Here is a 19,122-nt window from a genome sequence, read left to right on the forward strand (position 1 = left end):
CCCATTGTTTTTATAGAGAATCGATATAAAGCAAGTGTCGATTTTCCAGGCTCATGAGCGACTCTAATCACCACGGCGTTGCAACCCACCCCACGTGAAAGGAGATTACGCAAATGGCAGCCAAGCCCATCCCCGAAGGCCAGCACAGCCTGACCCCGTATCTCGGCATCAAGGACGCCGCCAAGGCCATCGAGTTCTACAAGAAGGCCTTTGGCGCCGTCGAGATGTTCCGCCTCGAAGGCCCTGACGGCAGCATAGGCCATGCCGAGTTGAAAATCGGCGACTCCTCGCTGATGCTCGGCTCGCCCTGCGACATGGAGGGCGGCCTCAAGCCCAGCGAGACCATCGAGACTCCCGCAGTCGGTCTGCACCTGTATGTCGAGGACTGCGACAAAGTCTATGCCCAGGCCTTGAGCGCTGGCGCGATAGCAATACGTGAAGTCCAGGACCAGTTCTACGGCGACCGCAGCGGCACCCTGAAGGATCCGTTCAACAACATGTGGTTCGTCTCCACCCACAAGGAAGACCTCAGCCCCGAGGAAATCCGTGCCCGTGCCGCCAAACTGTTCGGCGGCCAGTGAGCGGCGGGCTCCAGGCCGCAAGCTTCAAGTTGAAAGCCGCCGCGCTTTGCTTGAAGCTTGAGGCTTGTAGCTTGGAGCTGCCCCTCAATGCGAATCATCGAAAAATCCGGCGCCCTGGTGCGCAGCCTGACCCCGGCAGAGGACGAACTGCTGGTGGACTTTGCCCGTGGCACCCTCACCGGCCCGCGCCTGTTGCAGGCTAACCAATGGCTGATGAAGATACGCAGCGCCAACCAATGGCTGGCCTGCGACTGCCGCAAGGATGCCCTGCCGGTGCTCAACGTCTCGTTGAACGGCAGCACCGGCACCCTGTTCCTGCGCAACAACCCCGAAACTCCCGAGCACACCCCAGGCTGCCCGTTCAGCAAGGATGAACGTGAGGCCGGCGAACGCGCCGATGAAAACGCCGCCCCGGCCGCCTGGCTGGCGCCGGATGCGCCACTGCGCCTGCTCGGCGACTATCGCCGCGCCAGTGACGGCGAGGCACCCGCAACGCCGCGCGAGCCCGGCGAGCGCCGCGAACAGCAGCGCCTGCTGTCGCTGCTGCTGACCTGGATCGAGGCCAGCGGCCTGAACGTCTACGCCACCCACCTGAAAAAGGACCTCACCGCGCAGTTCGCCGACCTGCGCACTGTCGCCAGCCGCTACCCGCTGCTGGAGCGGGTGCCCGCCAGCAACTACCTGGAAACCCGCCTGGACATGAAGCACATGATGATGCTCAAGGCGCGCCTGCGCGAGGCCACGGTGTTCGGCAACCACCGTCGGCACGGCCTGCTGCTCGACTGCGTGGACCAAGTCAAGGGGCGCAAGTTGTTCAACAACCGCAGCGAGGATGGCTTCGACTTCCAGGGCCACCACCAGTACTGGGGCGGTAACCGCGCCAGCGGGCCACTGCTGGCCCTTGCGCTGTACTCTCCGGCCACCGCCGGCAGCCATTTCTACGAATTGATCCACGTCGCCAGCGTGCCGGTGCTATCGCGCGGGCATCTGTTCCCGGTGTACCGCGATGAAGAACGCGAGCCGCTCAAGGCGCTGGTGTCGCTGATCGACTGGATGGCCGGCAAGGGCGTCAAGGTGCTGATGCGCCGCCCGGTGATCGGCGGCCAGGTGATGGATGAACTGGTGCTGACGTCGGACCAGGACCGGGTACTGTCGGTGTCGCTGCTGGAGCAGCCGATCGGGCCCGAGCCGGATGCCGAGAATTTCAAGCGCTATGCCGACTTCAAGAGCCTGGACACCTTCCGCAAGTATGTGGCCGGGTTCTTCATGCGCGAACGCTGAAGGGAAGTCCCACAAGAGCCAGCCCTCGCGGCCCTTGTGGGAGCGGGCCTGCCCCGCGATGACTCGACCAGGCCAGGCTCTGTGCGAAATGCATCTGCACTCGCCCATACTGCATTGAAACGGGGCTCGGAATGCTCATGTACTCCAGTACAGTCGGGCGCGACCCCGGCCGTTCCTCCCCCGTTTCGCCTTGTCTGGCCTTCGCGCAGACACATTTCGTACAGCCCCTAGAACGCCGCCTTGAAGATCGTTTCGATCTCCACCTGGCTGGCCACCCGTGGATTGGTCAGCCCGCAGGCATCCTTCAACGCATTGGCCGCCAGCACCGGTACATCCTCGACCTTGGCCCCCAGTTCCGCCAGCCCGGCCGGGATGCCGATGGCCGCCGCCAGGTGCTCGATGGCCGAAATCGCAGCGCCGGCCCCCTGCTCGGCGTCCAGCGCGCAGACCTTCACCCCCATGGCCTTGGCCACATCACGCAGGCGCGCGGCGCTGACCTTGGCATTGAAGCGCTGCACATGGGGTAGCAGCACCGCGTTGCACACGCCATGGGGCAAGTCGTAGAAGCCACCCAGCTGGTGGGCCATGGCATGTACATAGCCCAGCGAGGCATTGTTGAACGCCATGCCCGCGAGGAACTGGGCGTAGGCCATGTTCTCCCGCGCCACCAGGTCACCGCCGTCGGCAACCGCCTGGCGCAGGTTGGCACTGACCAGACTGATGGCCTTCAGCGCGCAGGCATCGGTGATCGGCGTGGCGGCGGTGGACACATAGGCCTCGATGGCGTGGGTCAAGGCATCCATGCCCGTGGCCGCGGTGAGCCCCTTGGGCATGCCGACCATCAGCGCCGGATCGTTCACCGACAGGATCGGCGTGACGTTGCGGTCGACGATGGCCATTTTCACGTGGCGCGCCTCGTCGGTGATGATGCAGAAGCGGGTCATCTCGCTGGCGGTGCCCGCCGTGGTGTTGATCGCGATCAGCGGCAGCTGCGGCTTGCTCGAGCGGTCAACGCCCTCATAGTCGCTGATATGCCCGCCGTTGGTGGCGCACAGCGCGATGCCCTTGGCGCAGTCGTGGGGCGAGCCACCGCCCAGGGAGATCACGCAGTCGCAGCCCTCGCGACGCAGCATCGCCAGGCCCGTCTCGACGTTGGCGATGCTCGGGTTGGGCTTGGCGCCGTCGAAGACCCGCGAATCGATGTCGCGCATGGCCAGCATGCCGGCTATGCGCTCGGCCACACCGGCCTTGGCCAGCCCGACGTCGGTGACGATCAGCGCCTTGCGCAGGCCGTAGCCGGCAATCGCCGCCATCGCCTCTTCCAGGCAGTCGATGCCCATGATGTTTACGGCGGGGATGAAGAACGTGCTGCTCATGGCCGGGGTCCTCTCAGGCTGACGGTAGGTTGTCAGCATCCGCCGGAATGGACAGGTGGGCATTGATCCAGCGCAAGCCGGCCTACCCCATGAACAACCGATACGCCGGGTTCTCCGTCTCGTCCCAGTACTGGTACCCCATCTCGTCCAGTGCCCGTGGCAGCCCGGCCAGCTCGTCCTCGGGCACTTCCAGCCCGGCGAACACCCGCGCTTGTGCCGCGCCGTGGTTGCGGTAGTGGAACAGGCTGATGTTCCAGCGCTTGCCCAAGCGTTCGAGGAACCCCAGCAATGCGCCCGGGCGCTCGGGGAACTCGAAGCGCAGCACGCGCTCGCCGGCGCCGGGTGCCGCGTGGCCGCCGACGGTGTGGCGCACATGCAGCTTGGCCAGTTCGTTGTCGGTCAGGTCGAGCACCTGGTAGCCCTGTTCGCCCAGGCTGGCCAGCAACTGTTGCCGCGGATCCTGCTGCGGGTGGGTCTGCACGCCGACGAACAGGCGCGCCTCCTTGCCAGGGTAGTAGCGATAGTTGAACTCGGTGATCTGGCGCTTGCCCAGGGCCAGGCAGAACGCGCGGAAACTGCCGGGACGCTCGGGGATGGTCACGGCGATGATCGCCTCGCGCTGCTCGCCCAGTTCGGCGCGCTCGGCCACGTGGCGCAGGCGGTCGAAGTTGACGTTGGCGCCCGAGTCGATGGCCACCAGGGTCTGCCCTTGCAGCCCTTCGCGGGCCACGTAGCGTTTGATGCCGGCCACTGCCAGGGCCCCGGAAGGCTCGGTGATCGAGCGGGTGTCGTCGTAGATGTCCTTGATCGCGGCACACAGTTCATCGCTGCCGACCGTCACCACCTCGTCGACGAAGTGGCGACACAGCTCGAAGCAGTGCGCCCCCACCTGCGCCACCGCCACCCCGTCGGCAAAGGTGCCGACCTGCGGCAGGACCACCCGCTCGCCTGCGGCCATTGCGGCCTGCAGGCAGTTGGAGTCTTGCGGTTCGACGCCGATCACCTTGACCTCCGGGCGCAGGTACTTGACGTAGGCGGCGATCCCGGCGACCAGGCCACCGCCGCCGACGGGGACGAAGATCGCATGCAACGGGCCCGGGTGCTGGCGCAGGATCTCCATGGCCACGGTACCCTGGCCGGCGATGACGTCGGGATCGTCGAACGGCGGTACGAAGGTGGCGCCGTCGCGATCGGCCAGTTGCAGGGCATGGGCCAATGCGTGCGGGAAGCTCTCGCCGTGCAGCACCACATGGCCACCCCGTGAGCGCACGCCTTCGACCTTGAGCGAAGGGGTGGTGGTCGGCATGACGATGGTGGCCTTGATGCCCAGGTGCGACGCGGCCAGGGCCACACCCTGGGCATGGTTGCCGGCCGAAGCGGTGATCACGCCGCGGGCGCGCTGTTCGGGAGTCAGGCGTGACAGACGGGTGTAGGCGCCGCGGATCTTGAAGGAGAACGTCGGTTGCAGGTCTTCGCGCTTGAGCAGGACCTGGTTGCCCAGGCTGGCCGACAGGGCCGGCGCCGCTTGCAAGGGGGTTTCGATGGCCAGGTCGTAGACCGGCGCCGAGAGAATCCGGCGCACTTGCTCGGACAGCAGTTGCCGGGGGGTTGCCGGGGTGCGAGGGGTGGCGCTGAAACTGGTCATCGATGACTCCTGGTTTTTTTGTCGTGCCCAGGAGTCAGAGAGAAGAAACCCGCCTCCAGGGCGGGTTCAGTGCATGTGTGCGCTAGCCCGCCAATCTGATAATGGCGGTAATAATGCTGAGGGCGCTGTACTGCGGGAATAGGTTCATGGGCTTGGAAACTAGCGTGTGGCGCGAGAAAAAGTCAAGGCTTGGCGCTACCGCCCTTGTCGACGCTCACGAAGTGCCTGCCCAGTCGCAGATGAAATCCAACCGCAGATACGACGAAAAACTGCACAATTGATAGTCATTCGCCATTAACTCGTTCTCGGAACCCCCCGCCCGGAGGTAGAATGCCGCAAAACCGGGAGCCGCGATGAACCACGACCGCCACATTCCAAGCGAAGACGATGCAATCACCGATGCCGCCGCGCATTGGTGCATGCGCCTGCACGCCGACGATTGCACGGCGGTCGAGCGCGAGGCGTTCGGCCAGTGGTTGGCGGCCGACCCGCGGCATGCCGAGGAATACCAGGCGATGCTGGAGATCTGGGACACCGCCGACCTGCTGCCGCGCAGCGCCCAGGTGGTCCCGCTGCCCGTGCGGCGCCCGGTGGCGACGCGCCAGTGGCGCCCGTTCGCCTCCGCCGCAGCTGTCGCCCTGCTCGCCCTGCCGCTGGCCGGCTGGGTCGGCTGGGAACAGGGTTGGCTGCCCAACAGCTACCAGCATTTCGAAGCCAGCGACCACCTGCGGCAGGTGCGCCTGAGCGACGGCAGCAGCGTCGAGCTGAATCTCCACAGCGAGCTGCGCTTCCTGAACTTCAAGGATGAGCGCCAAGTCACCCTGATCAAGGGCGAGGCGTTCTTCAAGGTCACCCACGACAGCAGCCACCCGTTCATCGTCCACGCCGCAAACGGCCAGACCCGGGTCACCGGGACCCAGTTCAACGTGTGGAAATACGAAGACCAGGTCAAGGTGACGCTGGTGGAAGGTTCGGTGCTGGTCAGCAGCGGTGGCAACGCCGGCGGCTATCGCCTTGGCCCAGGCATGCAGGCCAGCTACCACAAGGGCGATTTCGAGCCCGAGCTGAACCAGAGCGACGACTACGCCAACAGCCTGGCCTGGCGCAGTGGCAGGCTGGTACTGGACAACCTCAGCCTCGGCCAGGCGTTGCCAGTGATCAATCGCTACCTGGACAAGCCGCTGATGCTGGCCGACGACAGCACCGCGAGCATTCGCATCAGTGGCGTCTACAGCACCCGCGAGGTCGAACGCCTGGTCGACACGCTGCCCAAGGTGCTGCCGGTGTACCTGACCCGCAGCAAGGACGGCAGTACCGTCCTCAACCGCATCGTGCCAGCGCCGACCCGCGGCTGATCAGAGGCCGCCTGTGCTCCCCTGGTGCGCGTGGGAGCGATGCGTCATATGGCACCGGCTTCGCCGGTGATCGCGGGGCTAGCCCGCTCCCACGCTGGCCCCTCGGAATCAGAGCGTCATCGCCGCAAACCAACCAAACGCCAGCAGCGGCAGGTTGTAGTGCAGGAACGTCGGCACCACGGTGTCCCAGATATGGTGGTGCTGGCCATCCACGTTCAGCCCGGAGGTCGGCCCCAGGGTCGAGTCCGAAGCCGGAGAACCGGCATCGCCCAGGGCACCGGCAGTACCGACGATGCACACGGTGGCCAGCGGATCGAAGCCCAGCTGCACGCACAGCGGCACGAAGATCGCCGACAGGATCGGCACGGTGGAGAACGACGAGCCGATACCCATCGTCACCAGCAGCCCCACCAGCAGCATCAACAAGGCACCAATGCCCTTGCTGTGGTCGATCCACTGCGCCGAGGTCTCCACCAGGCTTTTCACCTCGCCGGTGGCCTTCATCACTTCGGCGAAACCGGAAGCGGCGATCATGATGAAGCCGATCATCGCCATCATCTTCATGCCTTCGGTGAACAGGTCGTCGGTGTCCTTCCAGCGCACGATGCCCGACAGCGAGAAGATCAGGAAGCCGACCATCGCGCCGATGATCATCGAGTCCAGCCACAGCTGGATGATGAATGCAGCGGCGATCGCCACCCCGGCCACCAGCAGGGTCACCGGGTTGTACTGCACGCTGACTTGCTCGACCTGCTCGATCCGCGCCAGGTCGTAGTCACGTTTCTTTCGGTAGCTGAAGAACACCGCCAGCAACAGGCCGGCGAGCATGCCTGCGGCGGGAATGGCCATGGCGTGGGTGACATTGACCCCGCTCACGTCGACACCGGCGCGGGCGACGTTGGCCAGCAGGATCTCGTTGAGGAAGATGTTGCCGAAACCGACCGGCAGGAACATGTACGGGGTGATCAGGCCGAAGGTGATCACGCAGGCGATCAGCCGGCGGTCGATGCGCAGACGGGTCAGCACGTACAGCAGCGGCGGCACCAGCAACGGGATGAAGGCGATGTGGATCGGCAGGATGTTCTGCGACGACACCGCCACCACCAGCATCAGGCCGATCAGCAGCCACTTGACCTTGCCACCGTCGGCATGGCCCTGGCGATCGATCATCGCCAGCGCCCGATCGGCCAGGGCATGGGCCAGGCCCGACTTGGCGATGGCCACCGCGAAGGCGCCGAGCAACGCATACGACAAAGCCACCGTGGCACCGCCACCCAGGCCACCATTGAAGGCCTTGAGCGTGCCCTCGATACCCAGCCCACCGACCAGGCCTCCGGCCAGGGCGCCGATGATCAGGGCGATGACCACATGCACGCGGGACAGGCTCAGGATCAGCATGAGCCCGACCGCGGCAATCACTGCATTCATGGTGTGCAAACCTCGTTACGACAGACAAAAAGCGGGTATTCCGGCGACAGACTGCGCGCAGGCAGTGGCCGGACCAGGGGATGTTGTTATGAAGGGCGCACACTCTGAAGCACAGACCGGCAGAAGTCAAAAGCGTCTGCGCCGCGGCCCTATGTAGGAAATAGACGAAAGTCGCAGGGTTTAATTGAACGTTTGAATAAAGAAAAATCCGAGCACGCCGACACAGTCGGCAGCATCAAACCTATTACAAGGGATTTTCCCCATGCCTTTGCTGCGACAACTCTCCATCCAATGGAAGATCACCCTGCTGGCGGGCCTGTGCCTGGCGGCCATCGTCACCCTCCTCGTCGGCCTTTCGCTGTACCGCATGGACCACAGTTCGGACCTGGTCAAAGCCAGCAGCATGCGCATGCTCTCCGACTCGGCGCAGTCGCGCATCGAGTCCCAGGGCGAGGTCCAGGCCCTGAACATCCGCCGTCAGTTCATGGACGCCTACCAGTACGGCACCGGTTTCGCCCGTCAGGTGCTGTTCCTGCGTGAACAGGCCGAGAAACGCTTCCTCGACGCCTACGACCTGCGCCAGGACATGACCGCCCAGGTGCGTGCCGCGCTGCAGGCCAACCCCGACCTGCTCGGCCTGTCGCTGGTGTTCGAACCGGGCGCGCTGGATGGCAAGGACAAGCTGTTCGCCGGCCAGGGCGAACTGGGCAGCAACGAGACCGGGCGCTTCGCCCTGTACTGGTCGCAGCCGCGGGTCGGCCAGCTGACCTCGATGGCGCTGCCCGAGCACGACATGGCCAACACCGAGATCGGCCCCAGTGGCCAGCCGGCCAACACCTGGTGGGTGTGCCCGCGCAGTACCGGCACCGTGTGCGTGGTCGAGCCGTACTTCTATGACATCGACGGCCAGCGCGTGCTGATGACCAGCATCGTCTTCCCGCTCAAGGCCGGCGACAAGGTCATCGCCACCCTGTCCATCGACATCAACCTCAATAGCCTGCAGGCGTTGAGCCAGACCGCCAGCCGCAGCCTCTACGAGGGCCAGACCACGGTCGGCATCCTCAGCCCCGTGGGCCTGCTGGCCGGCTACAGCGCCGATGCCGGCAAGCTGGCCCAGCGCTTCGATCAGGTCGACCGGACCCAGGGCGCGGAACTGGTGCGCAAGCTCGCCGAAGGCAAACTGCAGATCCTCCACGATCAGCAGCGCCTGAAAGTGCTGGCTGCGTTCGAGCCGATCCCTGGCGGCAAGCCCTGGGGCGTGCTGCTGGACGTGCCGGAAAGTGCCCTGACCGGGCCGGCCGAGGCGCTCAAGGTTGAACTCGACGCCCTCAACACCAGCGGCACCCTGCTCGAACTGGGCCTGGGCCTGGCCGCCGCCATCACCGGCCTGCTGCTGGTGTGGCTGATGGCCCGCGGCGTGACCCGGCCGATTCTTGGCGTGGCAGCCATGCTCAAGGACATCGCCAGCGGCGAGGGCGACCTGACCCGCCGCCTGCAATACGACAAGCAGGACGAGCTTGGCGAGCTGGCCGGCTGGTTCAACCGCTTCCTCGACAAGCTGCAGCCGACCATCGCCGAGGTCAAGCGCTCGGTCCAGGCCGCGCGCGGCACCGCCGACCAGTCCGCGGCCATCGCCGCCGAAACCAGCGCCGGCATGGAGCAGCAATACCGCCAGGTCGACCAGGTGGCCACCGCCTCCCACGAGATGAGCGCCACCGCCCAGGATGTCGCCCGCAGCGCCGCCCAGGCCGCCCAGGCCGCGCGTGAAGCCGACCAGGCCACCCGCGAAGGCCTGGCGGTGATCGACCGCACCACCACCAGCATCGACACCCTGGCCGCCGACATGAGCGGCGCCATGGCCCAGGTCGAGGGCCTGGCACGCAACAGCGAGAAGATCGGTTCGGTGCTCGAGGTAATCCGCTCGATCGCCGAGCAGACCAACCTGTTGGCGCTCAACGCCGCGATCGAAGCGGCCCGCGCCGGCGAGGCTGGCCGCGGTTTCGCCGTGGTCGCCGACGAAGTGCGCAACCTGGCGCGCCGCACCCAGGAGTCGGTAGAGGAAACCCGCCAGGTGATCGAGGCCCTGCAGGCCGGCACCCAGGAAGTGGTGGGCGCCATGGACAGCAGCCATCGCCAGGCCCAGGGCGGTGTTGAACAGGTCGGCCAGGCCGTTACCGCGCTGCAGCGCATCGGCCAGGCGGTGACCGTGATCACCGACATGAACCTGCAGATCGCCAGCGCCGCCGAGGAACAGAGCGCGGTGGCCGAGGAGATCAACAGCAACGTCGCCACCATCCGTGACGTGACCGAGTCGCTGAGCGGCCAGGCCAACGAATCGGCGCGGGTCAGCCAATCGCTCAACAGCCTGGCCAACCAGCAGCAGGGGTTGATGGATCAGTTCCGCGTTTAAGCCTTTAGAGTTGCAGTGCCTGTCAGACCGAACGCCGCGCGGGCGGCGCTCGATTTGACAGGCACTACAAAGCTATCGCCACACCCCGCAGCCCATCGCCCATAGCTGAAAAACCTCGTCGTCTACACTCTTGCCGGAACCCACGGACCGGCACCGACGAGGCCCCGATGAAGAAAGTTCCTACCCTGCTGGCCAGCCTGCTCCTTGCCTTCGGCCTGGCCAGCACCGACTCCGCCGCTGCGGCCGAGCAACCCATCCACTTCGGCGCCATCGGCTGGGAAAGCGGTGCACTGACCACCGAGATCCTGCGCCTGATCGTCGAACGTGGCTACGGCTACCCCACCGACACCCTGCCCGGCAGCACCGTGAGCATGGAAGTGGCCCTGGCGCGCAACGACCTGCAAGTGATCGCCGAGGAATGGGCCGGGCGCAGCCCCGCCTGGGTCAAGGCCGAGCAGGCCGGCCAGGTGTTCGCCCTGGGCGACACGGTAAAGAACGCGCAGGAAGGCTGGTGGGTACCGGCCTACGTCATCAAGGGCGACCCGGCACGCAACCTCGAACCGCTAGCGCCGGACCTGCGCAGCGTCGACGACCTCAAGCGCTACCCCCAGGTATTCAAAGACCCCGAGGCGCCCGACAAGGGCCGCTTCCTCAACAGCCCCAGCGGCTGGACTTCCGAGACCGTCAACAGCCAGAAACTCAAGGCCTATGGCCTGGACAGGCTGTACAACAACTTCCGCAGCGGCACCGGCGCGGCGCTCGACGCCGAGATCGCCGCCAAGATCAAGCTCGGCAAGCCCGTGCTGTTCTACTACTGGAGCCCTACTCCGCTGATGGGCCGCTACGACCTGGTACGCCTCGAAGAACCTCCGTTCGATGCAGCCGCCTGGGCCACCCTCACAGATCCCGCCAATCCTGCTCCCAAAGGCAGCCAATCGCTGCCGGCCAAGCTCTCCATCGGTGTGTCCAAGGCGTTTCGTGACGCCCACCCGGAACTGGTCGCCGTGTTCGAGAAGGTCGACCTGCCCATCGACACCCTGAACAAGGCACTCGCCCGCATGAGCGAAACCCGGCAGAAACCCCGCGACGCGGCGATCGCCTTCCTGCGTGACAACCCTGCGGTGTGGAAGGCCTGGCTGCCCGCCGAACACGCCGCCAAGGTCGAGGCCGGCCTGTGAGCGGTGGTTTTCCCGAAGCCCTGCAATTCTCTTTCGCCGCCTGGGTCAACCGCCTGGTCGACTGGTTGGTACTGCACTATGGCGATCATCTGCGCACCGTCTCCGACCAGTTGCTGCAACTGCTGCTAGGCCTGGAAAACCTGCTGCGGCTGCTGCCCTGGTGGCTGCTGCTGGTGCTGGTCGGCCTGCTGGCCTGGCATGCCAGCCGCAGCCTGGCCCGGGCGTTGATGCTGCCACTGCTGCTGGCGCTGATCGGCATGCTCGGGCTGTGGGACAAGCTACTGCAGACCCTCGCCCTGGTGCTGGTCAGCACCGGCCTGTGCGTACTGATCGGGGTGCCGCTGGGCATCCTGCTGGCCACCCGCCCGCTGGCCCGGCGCCTGATCCTGCCGGTGCTCGACGTGATGCAGACCCTGCCGGCCTTCGTCTACCTGATTCCTGTGCTGATGCTGTTCGGCCTGGGCAAGGTGCCGGCGGTGTTCGCCACGCTGATCTACGCCCTGCCGCCGCTGGTGCGCCTGACCGAACTGGGCCTGGCGCAGATCGACCCGTCGCTGCTGCAGGCCGCCCATGGCCTGGGCGCCAGCCGCTGGCAACGGCTGCGGCGCATCGCCCTGCCGCTGGCCCTGCCGAGCATCATGGCCGGGCTCAACCAGTCGGTGATGATGGCCCTGTCGATGGTGGTGGTAGCTTCGATGATCGGCGCCCGCGGGCTGGGCGAGGACGTGCTGGCCGGTATCCAGACCCTGAACGTTGGCCAGGGCGTCGAGGCGGGCCTGGCGATCGTCGCGCTGGCCATGGTGATCGACCGCATCAGCCAGGCATACGGACGCCCCGGGCGTTGAGGCGCGCATTCGCGTATCGTAGCGCCCTCGACAAGGTGAGCCTGCCACGTCAAGAACCGGAGCCCCGCGTGTCCCTCAAAGCCCTGCGCACCCTGGTCACCATCGCCCGCCATGGCACCTTCGCCCGCGCCGCCGACCTGCTGAGCCTGACGCCCTCGGCGGTGAGCCTGCACATCAAGACCCTGGAAGACGAATTGCAGGTCGCCCTGTTCGACCGCAGCCGCCGCCAGGTGATGCTGACCGAGGCGGGTCAGCTGGCGGTGGCCCGCGCCGAAGGCATCCTGGCTGCCTACGACGAACTGGCCGACACCCTGGCCAGCGGCCCGAGCCTGCGCGGTCGCCTGCGTATCGGGGCGATCCACACCGTGCTCGCCCGGCGCCTGCCCAGGGCTCTGGTGTGGATCAAGGCTCACCACCCCGAGCTGCATGTCAGCGTGGTGTCGGGCATGTCTGCGGACCTCGCCCGGCGGGTCGAAGATGGCGAGCTGGACGCGGCAATCACCACCGAACCGGTCAGCCCCTACCCGCAAAGCCTGCAGTACACGCCGCTGTTCGAGGACCGTTTCTGGGCCATCGCCAGCCCGGATCTGGCGGGCCAGAGCCTGTCGGCGCTGCTCGCCAGCCAGCCGTTCCTGCGCTTCGACAAACGCGCCTGGGCCGGCCGCCAGATCGAACAGGAACTGCGCCGTCAGCGCCTGCAGGTCAACGAGCAGATGGAGCTGGACAGCCAGGAGGCCCTGGCGCGTATGGCGGCCATGGGGCTCGGGGTGGCGGTGATCCCCATGAGCGACGACGACCTCGAACGGCTGCCAGCCGCCACCGTGCTGCCCTTCGGTGAACCGCAACTGACCCGGCGCATGGTGCTGCTGGAACATGAAAAGAGCCAGCGGCGGCACCTGAGTGCGGTATTGAAGACCGCACTCTAGACATGAACGCTGGCGAAAGTGCTGCGCAGCTGTCATGGACAATGCATTTTTTCTCAACGGTCACTCAAGAAAACACCGTTTTTTCTGCTCACTCAACTCCGCTAGTCTGTGCCCGTACCCGGCCACGGACCACCCGCCATGCTCCACCTGCTGCTCACTACGCTCGTCCCGATCATCCTGCTCATCGCCCTGGGCACCTGGCTGCGGGTCCGTGGCTTTCTCGCCGAAACCTTCTGGCCCGGCGCCGAACGCCTGAGCTATTACGTACTGCTGCCGTCGTTGTTCCTGCACGGCCTGGCCACCGCCAACCTCGACGGCGTGCCGGTACTGGGCATGGTCGGCGTGCTGATGCTCTCGACCCTTCTCGGCGCCCTGCTGCTGGTGCTCTACCAGGCCGTCGCCAGCCATGACGGCGGCGACTTCACCTCGGTGTTCCAAGGTGGCGTGCGCTTCAACAACTACATCGGTGCAACCCTGGCCGCCGGCCTCTACGGCGCTGCCGGCATCGCCCTCGCGGCGGTGGCCAACGCGGCCATCGTGCCGCTGGTCAACCTGCTCTGCGTACTGGTGTTCGCCCGCTTCAGCGCACGCCACAGCTCACCGACCACGGTGCTCAAGGCGATCTTCGCCAACCCGTTGATCATCGGTTGCGCGGCTGGCCTGTTGCTGCGGGTAACCGGCCTCGGCCTGCCGGCCGGCCTGGAGCCCACGGTCAAGGCCCTGGGCCAGGCAGCGTTGCCGCTGGGCCTGCTGTGCGTGGGCGCGGCGCTCGGCGGGGCGCGGCTGGGGCAGCAGCTCAGGCCGGTGCTGGCCGCGTCGCTGTTCAAGTTCCTGATCATGCCGGTGGCCACCTGGGGCCTGTGCCGGTTGCTCGGGCTGAGTGGCCAGGCCGCGGTGGTGGCGGTGCTGTTCCAGGCGCTGCCCACCGCGTCGTCGTCCTATGTGATGGCCCGGCAGATGGGCGGCAACGCCCCGTTGATGGCCACCATCATCGCCCTGCAGACCATCGCCGCCGCCGCGACCCTGCCCCTGGTGCTGAGCCTGACACTGAATTGAAGCCGAACGGCTAAACTGTGGACAGCCCTCTCGCGGAGTCTCGATCATGCGCCTTGCGTGGATGCTGTTCGGTCTGTCCCTGACCCTGTTTGCAGGCCCCCTCCTCGCCGCCGACAGCCAACAGGCCGCGGTTGCCGAAGACAAGGCGCAGGTGCTCGAGGAGAAGGTGGTCGAGGATGCCCCACCTCCCAAAAAACAGGAAACCCTGACCCCCGGTGAAGTCCAGGCCGTCGACCCGGCAGGCCAGGCGCCGATGGACGACAGCATCACCTGCCTGGCCCGCACCATCTACTGGGAAGCCAAGGGCGCCGACGCCGAGGACATGAGCGCGGTGGCCAGCGTGGTGCTCAATCGCCTCGGCCACGAAGGCTTTCCCGACAGCATCTGCGCGGTGGTCAAGCAGGGGGTGGAGAGCAAGAGCTGCCAGTTTTCCTGGTGGTGCGACGGGCGCCCCGACCAGGTCGAAGAAGCGGAGCGCTACGCGGTGGCCAAGGAAATCGCCCGCAAGGCACTCAACCAGCAGCTCAAGGACCCCACCGGCGGCGCCCTGTATTTCCATGACCGCAGCGTCCGCCCCGACTGGGCCAAGGCCTATCGCAAGACGGCCCAGACCACGCATTTCCTGTTCTACAAACCGAACCAGGCCCTGGCCCGCTAGACATTAGAACCCGACCGTCGCCGATACCAGCCAGGTGCGTGGCGTCGACAAGGTCAGGCCAGTGGCGGTGCCTTCCGGCACGTTCGCCGAAGCCCAGTACGTCTTGTCGAGCACATTTTCCACGCTGGCGCGCAAGGTGACCGCCTTGCCGCCCAGTTTCAGCGCATAGCGCGCGCCCAGGTCATAGCGCTGCCAGGCATCGATCTTCTGCTGGTTGGCCGCATCCAGGTATTGGTTGCCGGTGTGGATCACCCGGGCGCCGAGCGTCAACCCGGCCACCGCCGGCAGGTCCCACTCCACGCCCAGGTTGGCGTTGACGATCGGCGCGCCGATGGCCCGGTTGCCATCGTTGCGCCCGTCGGCGGTGCGGGTCTGTTCGGCGTCCAGCAGCATCGCCCCGCCGAGCAGGCGCACGCCGGCCAGGGGTTCGCCGAACAAGTTCAGTTCCAGCCCTTGGTTGCGTTGCTCGCCATCGGCCCGCAGGTTGTTCTGCGCATCGGTGTAGTAGGCCGGCTTGTCGATACGGAACAGGCTCAGGGTGGTGCTGAAGCTGCCGGCGTCGTACTTGGCGCCCACCTCCACCTGCTTGCTGCGATAGGGCGCGAACACCTTGCCGGCGTTGTTCGCCGTCTCCGGCGCCACCTGGCCCTGGGTCAGCCCCTCCATGTAGTTCAGATACAGCGACAACCGCTCGCTGCTGCGCCACACCAGCCCCAGGGCCGGCGAGGTGGCATGTTCGTCGTAACGCTGGTCGGGCTCGCCAGGCTCGGAACTGTCGACCTCGACCCGCTGCAGCCGGGCGCCGAGGGTGAGCAGCACGCGGTCTTCGGCCAGGCTCAGGGTGTCGGCCAGAGCCAGGCTGGAGAGCAGCGTCTTGGTGTGGGTCGGGTTGTCCAGCGCCGTCGTAGTGCCGGGCGCAGCCAGGGCCACCGGGTCGAACAGATTGCTCACACCTGCGGCATAGCGCGCGCCGCTATTGTCGAAGGTCATGTCGAAGCGATTGAGGCTGATGTTCAGGGTATGGCCGACCGCGCCGGTATCGAACCAGCCCCGCACCCCGACAGTACCGGTGATCACTTTTTCCTCGCGCTGGAATGCCCGAGGGCTGACGCTGAAGCGCCCGGCATCATTGGTGACCTGCACCGCGTGGCGCAGGAAGTCGTAGTCACCTTTGCGCGCCCCCAGCGCGCCATGGACCATCCAGTTATCGCTGACATCGTATTCGCCGCGCACCGCGCCGAAAGTGTCCTCGGCCCGCGAGTAGCTCCAAGGTTGGGCGAAGTTGTGGTGGATGGCCTTGGCGTGCGGCACATTGACCCCAGGATTCAGGCCAACCCGCTCCATAGGCGCGTCGACATCGCGCTGCTGATGCCCGACATCCAGCGACAGGCGCAGGCGCTCGCCGCGCACATCGAAGCCCAGCACCGAGGCCTCGCGCTCCAGGCGCTGGTGCTCCCATTCTGTATCGCCGGCCTGACGCACCGCATTCAGACGCAGGCCCACACGCTGCCCTTCGCCGAAACGCCGGCCGATGTCCACATGCCCTCCCCCCTGACCGGCCGAGGCATACAGCGCGGTGAACTCGGTCAGCGGCGTCTCGCCCGCGCGCTTGGGTTCTATGTTGACTCCTCCGCCAACGCTGCCATTGGGTGCCAGCCCGCCCAGCAAGGCACCGGGCCCTTTGAGGATATCGACGCGGTCGACCATTTCCATGTCGATGGAGTAGGTGGGCAGCACCCCATACAGGCCACCGTAGGCGACATCACTGTTGTACAGGCTGAAGCCGCGCACCGAGAACTGCTCGAAGCGCCCGGCGGACGGGTTGGTGGTGCGTACGGACGGGTCGTTGGCCACCGCGTCGGCCAGGGTCCGCGCCTGCTGGTTCTGTAACAGCTCGCTGGTGTAGGAGGTGATGTTGAAAGGCGTGTCCATGTAGTCTCGCTCGCCCAGCAGGCCCTGGCTGCCGCGCCGCGACACCTGGCCGCCCGCGTAGGAATCACTGGCCGAGCCGATGCCCTGGCCATTGATAGTGGTACTGGGCAGCTCATGGGCGCCGTCACCCGGCGCTATCTGGCGCATCAGGGTGTAGCCGCCCTGCCCGGCGGGCACCAGGTGCAGGCCCGAGCCCCGCAGCAATGCCGTGAAGCCCTCTTCGACAGCGTACTCGCCGGCAAGCCCATTGCTGCCGTGCCCGGCCACCAGCGCCGGGTCTACCGAGAGGTTGACCCCGGCCTGGCCGGCAAATCGAGTCAGCGCAGCGGCCAGGCTGCCTGCCGGGATCTGGTAGCTGCGCCGTGGCGCGTCATCGGCCCAGGACATCTCCGGCAAACCCAGGGCAAGCAACAGCACAGGCGTGGACAAGGGGCGAATCAGAGGGTTCAGGGACATCCGCAATGCTCTTGTTGGAGGGTGATGCCCTGAATGACCGGTGAGCAGGAAAAAAGGGACAGCCGTCAGGCAGTATTTTCGCGCGGTGTCAGCGACACCCAGTAACGAGTGCGGTAATGCACCACCAACGGCAGGCTCGCGGCCAGCAATGCAAGGATGCGGTCGGTGTCGTCCAACTGGAAGGTGCCGGTCACCGCAAGGCGCTCCAACGCCGGGTCCCAACGCAGCAAACCAGGGCGATAGCGGCGAAGCTCACGCAACAACTCGCCCAGCCGCTGGTTGTTGGCCAGCAGCAATCCCTGCTGCCAGCCTGGCAACTGCGCATCGAATGGCTGTAAGGCACCGATGCCGCTGGCCCCGAGCAGCGCACGCTGTCCGGCATCCACCCGCGCGCCTGGGCCGGACAACGGATGCAGATCGACCTGGCCACGGCTGACCGAAACGGCGCAACCCCGCCCGCCCAGGCGCACGCAGAAGCTCGCCCCCCCTGCGCGCAACAAGCCCTGCCGGGTCTGTACCTGCAGCGAGCCGGCGCTGTCCACGGCGATCTCGCCGGCGACCAGTTGCACCTGCTGCCGACCGAGGCTGAAATCGAGGTTCACCGCGCTGGCCGTATTCAACTGCAAGCGGCTGCCATCAGGCAACGTCAGGCCGCGACGCTCGCCGGTGGCGGTGCGCAGGTCGGCACGCCAGCTATCGACCGGCAATTGCCGATAACCCAACCACCCCAGTGGCACCAGGGTGCCCACGGCAAGGGCCTGCCCCAACAAGCGACGGCGGTCTGGATCGGGGCGGTCCAGGCAGGTCGCCGCCAACGGTGCCGGCACCTGGCTGAAGCGCTCGCGCAGCGCCTCGGCCTTCTGCCACAGCGCCTCATGGGCAGCACTGCGCTCACGCCAGCGACTCAGGCTGTCGCGCTGCTCGGCACTCAAGCCACCGGCATCCTGCAAGGCCAGCCATTGCGCCGCCTCGCGAGCCAGGCGCCGCGCCGCGTCATCGGTGCGCGCGTTCACAGCGCCACCAGCAAGCAATGCTCGTAGGCCCTGACCATGTAGCGCTTGACCGTGCGCTCACTGACCCGCAGGCGGGTGGCGATACTGGCGTAGTCCAGGCCCTCCAGCTGTGACCAGATAAACGCCTGGCGCACCGGGCGGGGCAAGCCATCCAGCAGTTCATCGAGGGCCTGCAGGGTCTCTAAGAGCACCCAGCGCTGCTCAGGTGATGGCGCCAGCGCCTCGGGCAACTGGCGCAGCGCCTCGAGATAGGCATGCTCAAGCGAACGTCGTCGAAAGTGGTTGACCAATAGCCGACGGCCTACGGTGAGCAGATACGCCCTGGGCTCGCGCAGGCTGGCCAGGGTCTGGGACTGCTGAGCGGCCAGCACGCGCAGGAAGGTGTCCTGGGTCAGGTCGGCAGCCGTCCAGGTGTCGCCCAGGCGTCGCAGGAGCCAGCCGTGCAGCCAACCGCGATGTGCCCGATAAAGAGCGCTTAGCGAGGGTTCAGGGGCCGCGGTGGACTCAGTCATCAATGGCACGCTGCTGCAGGTGTAAATGATATTTATTCTAATTGACCTCAATGCATTGGCCAATAGCATCGCGCTGGCCGGGCATAGGGCTGGATTCACCGCAGGTCGGGTATTTCACAAGGCGGTCCGCGCCACGCTTTATCAATCGAATTCAGCAGGCGGCTGGCAGTCGCCTGTAGAAGTGCGGGCGGTCCTGCCCGGGCATGCGCTTGATCCCATGTCACCAATAAACGGGGCGTCAACCGGCAGGCTTTTTGCCGCCATGCTGCTTTGGATGAGCGCTGGGGTGCCCTTTGGAGAGCCCGCCGGTTGGCTGCCATAAGCCATCTGGGTCAAGCTTGCGGCTGCCAGCGACGCGACCAGTACGATCTTTTTCATACAGTGTCCTTTCAGTGATTTCCCGGTTTGATTTGCACAGGCGAAGCGCTCCTCCTGCAGCCCGGTTGACTCTATCTTCTGTTCCTGCCAGG

The 19,122-nt window shown here is 66.2% G+C and carries 15 protein-coding genes and 2 pseudogenes; 10 read left to right on the forward strand and 7 right to left on the reverse strand.

The annotated features are described in order from the left end of the window. Positions 1 to 113 precede the first annotated feature (113 nt). Together C3F42_RS03225 and C3F42_RS03230 are read left to right on the forward strand one after the other, a co-directional pair. Entirely contained in the window at positions 114 to 581 is a 468-nt protein-coding gene (locus C3F42_RS03225) for a VOC family protein (RefSeq protein WP_038706019.1), read from the forward strand. 87 nt (positions 582 to 668) lie between these two features. Next, positions 669 to 1,862 (forward strand): hypothetical protein, encoded by a 1,194-nt coding sequence (locus C3F42_RS03230; RefSeq protein ID WP_094011221.1) that lies wholly within the window; start codon positions 669 to 671, stop codon positions 1,860 to 1,862. Between the two features lie 227 nt (positions 1,863 to 2,089). Here C3F42_RS03230 and yiaY read toward each other — a convergent pair whose 3' ends face one another. Together yiaY and ilvA are read right to left on the reverse strand one after the other, a co-directional pair. After that, complete coding sequence (yiaY, locus tag C3F42_RS03235; protein ID WP_104443955.1) at positions 2,090 to 3,238, reverse strand: L-threonine dehydrogenase; 1,149 nt, start codon at positions 3,236 to 3,238, stop codon at positions 2,090 to 2,092. Positions 3,239 to 3,320: 82 nt separating this feature from the next. Continuing rightward, on the reverse strand, positions 3,321 to 4,883 hold the full coding sequence (gene ilvA, locus C3F42_RS03240; protein WP_094011219.1) for a threonine ammonia-lyase, biosynthetic: 1,563 nt from the start codon (positions 4,881 to 4,883) through the stop codon (positions 3,321 to 3,323). A 353-nt stretch (positions 4,884 to 5,236) separates the two neighbouring features. On the opposite strand from ilvA, the gene C3F42_RS03245 reads away from it, so the two are divergent. Continuing rightward, entirely contained in the window at positions 5,237 to 6,238 is a 1,002-nt protein-coding gene (locus C3F42_RS03245; RefSeq protein ID WP_094011218.1) for a FecR family protein, read from the forward strand. Positions 6,239 to 6,346: 108 nt separating this feature from the next. On the opposite strand, the gene C3F42_RS03250 is transcribed toward C3F42_RS03245, so the two are convergent. Further along, positions 6,347 to 7,666, reverse strand: a complete 1,320-nt coding sequence (locus C3F42_RS03250) for a Na+/H+ antiporter family protein (protein WP_104443956.1) — start codon at positions 7,664 to 7,666, stop codon at positions 6,347 to 6,349. Between the two features lie 586 nt (positions 7,667 to 8,252). Here C3F42_RS03250 and C3F42_RS30145 point away from each other — a divergent pair. From C3F42_RS30145 to C3F42_RS03280, 7 genes and pseudogenes are all read left to right on the forward strand, one after another. Next, positions 8,253 to 9,170, forward strand: a pseudogene (locus C3F42_RS30145) (chemotaxis protein); the annotation flags it as partial. Positions 9,171 to 9,563: 393 nt separating this feature from the next. Continuing rightward, positions 9,564 to 10,076 (forward strand): annotated as a pseudogene (locus C3F42_RS30150) (methyl-accepting chemotaxis protein); the annotation flags it as partial. A gap of 167 nt (positions 10,077 to 10,243) precedes the next feature. Then, entirely contained in the window at positions 10,244 to 11,254 is a 1,011-nt protein-coding gene (locus C3F42_RS03260) for an ABC transporter substrate-binding protein (protein ID WP_094011216.1), read from the forward strand. Beyond that, complete coding sequence (locus tag C3F42_RS03265) at positions 11,251 to 12,099, forward strand: proline/glycine betaine ABC transporter permease (protein ID WP_046855806.1); 849 nt, start codon at positions 11,251 to 11,253, stop codon at positions 12,097 to 12,099. Before C3F42_RS03260 ends, C3F42_RS03265 begins: the two co-directional genes overlap by 4 nt. A gap of 68 nt (positions 12,100 to 12,167) precedes the next feature. Further along, positions 12,168 to 13,025, forward strand: coding sequence for a LysR family transcriptional regulator (locus tag C3F42_RS03270; RefSeq protein ID WP_104443958.1), 858 nt, complete (start codon positions 12,168 to 12,170; stop codon positions 13,023 to 13,025). A gap of 138 nt (positions 13,026 to 13,163) precedes the next feature. Continuing rightward, positions 13,164 to 14,081, forward strand: a complete 918-nt coding sequence (locus tag C3F42_RS03275) for an AEC family transporter (RefSeq protein WP_104443959.1) — start codon at positions 13,164 to 13,166, stop codon at positions 14,079 to 14,081. A gap of 46 nt (positions 14,082 to 14,127) precedes the next feature. Further along, the gene (locus C3F42_RS03280) at positions 14,128 to 14,739 is read left to right on the forward strand and encodes a cell wall hydrolase (protein WP_023632291.1); all 612 of its coding nucleotides are present in this window, start codon (positions 14,128 to 14,130) and stop codon (positions 14,737 to 14,739) included. Positions 14,740 to 14,742: 3 nt separating this feature from the next. Here the strand turns inward: C3F42_RS03280 and C3F42_RS03285 are convergent, their stop codons facing one another. The 4 genes from C3F42_RS03285 to C3F42_RS03300 all read right to left on the reverse strand — a co-directional run bounded on the left by C3F42_RS03285 (position 14,743) and on the right by C3F42_RS03300 (position 19,030). Continuing rightward, complete coding sequence (locus tag C3F42_RS03285) at positions 14,743 to 17,127, reverse strand: TonB-dependent receptor (protein ID WP_104443960.1); 2,385 nt, start codon at positions 17,125 to 17,127, stop codon at positions 14,743 to 14,745. A gap of 65 nt (positions 17,128 to 17,192) precedes the next feature. Then, positions 17,193 to 18,140 (reverse strand): FecR domain-containing protein, encoded by a 948-nt coding sequence (locus C3F42_RS03290; protein ID WP_104443961.1) that lies wholly within the window; start codon positions 18,138 to 18,140, stop codon positions 17,193 to 17,195. Then, on the reverse strand, positions 18,137 to 18,652 hold the full coding sequence (locus tag C3F42_RS03295) for a sigma-70 family RNA polymerase sigma factor (protein ID WP_104443962.1): 516 nt from the start codon (positions 18,650 to 18,652) through the stop codon (positions 18,137 to 18,139). The genes C3F42_RS03290 and C3F42_RS03295 overlap by 4 nt, the downstream gene beginning before the upstream one ends. Before the next feature lie 141 nt (positions 18,653 to 18,793). Continuing rightward, positions 18,794 to 19,030: a hypothetical protein gene (locus tag C3F42_RS03300; protein WP_023632539.1), complete on the reverse strand. Its 237-nt coding sequence runs from the start codon at positions 19,028 to 19,030 to the stop codon at positions 18,794 to 18,796. Positions 19,031 to 19,122 lie beyond the last annotated feature (92 nt).

Origin of the sequence: Pseudomonas sp. PONIH3, from assembly GCF_002934345.1 — a bacterium.
GTDB classification, from domain to species: Bacteria; Pseudomonadota; Gammaproteobacteria; order Pseudomonadales; family Pseudomonadaceae; genus Aquipseudomonas; species Aquipseudomonas soli.